We start from the raw sequence: 484 nt of genomic DNA, 5'->3' as shown, positions 1-484 counted from the left end.
CAGTCGGGGCTCGTGTCGGCGATGTCGTCGAGCGGCAACCGCGAGATTCTTGTGCCGGCGCGCGACGCGGAATGAGTCCGCGGCGCCCGCAGCGCCGTCCACCCAGGGAGAAAACCGCAATATGCAGCAACTTTCGTTCGTCCCTTTCCTTCGTTCGACGCGGCGCTGGCTCGGCGCGGCGCTCGCCGGCGCATCGCTGATGCTCGCGGCGACGCACGCGTTCGCGGGCGGCACCGAGCAACTGAAGGCCTTCGTGTCGCAGGTGCGTTCGGCGAAGGGCGATTTCACGCAGCAGATCGTCAAGGCGCCGGCCAAGGGCGCGAGCGCCGCACAGGCCGCACCGAAGCCCACCGACAATTCGAGCGGCACGTTCGTGTTCGCGCGTCCGGGCAAGTTCATCTGGACGTACCAGAAGCCGTACCAGCAGGTGCTGCAGGCCGACGGCGACAAGCTCTACGTGTACGACCGCGACCTGAACCAGGTC

General features: G+C 67.6%; 1 protein-coding gene. It reads left to right on the top strand.

The annotated features are described in order from the left end of the window. Window positions 1-121: 121 nt before the first annotated feature. Window positions 122-484 (top strand): outer-membrane lipoprotein carrier protein LolA (locus ACU8YE_RS24665; protein WP_446930066.1); only part of this gene is annotated, 363 nt, incomplete at its 3' end.

Source organism: Ralstonia sp. VS2407 (genome assembly GCF_052950655.1).
Note: the sequence above shows the minus strand (reverse complement) of the source record. Positions and strands in the feature narration are given on the sequence as shown.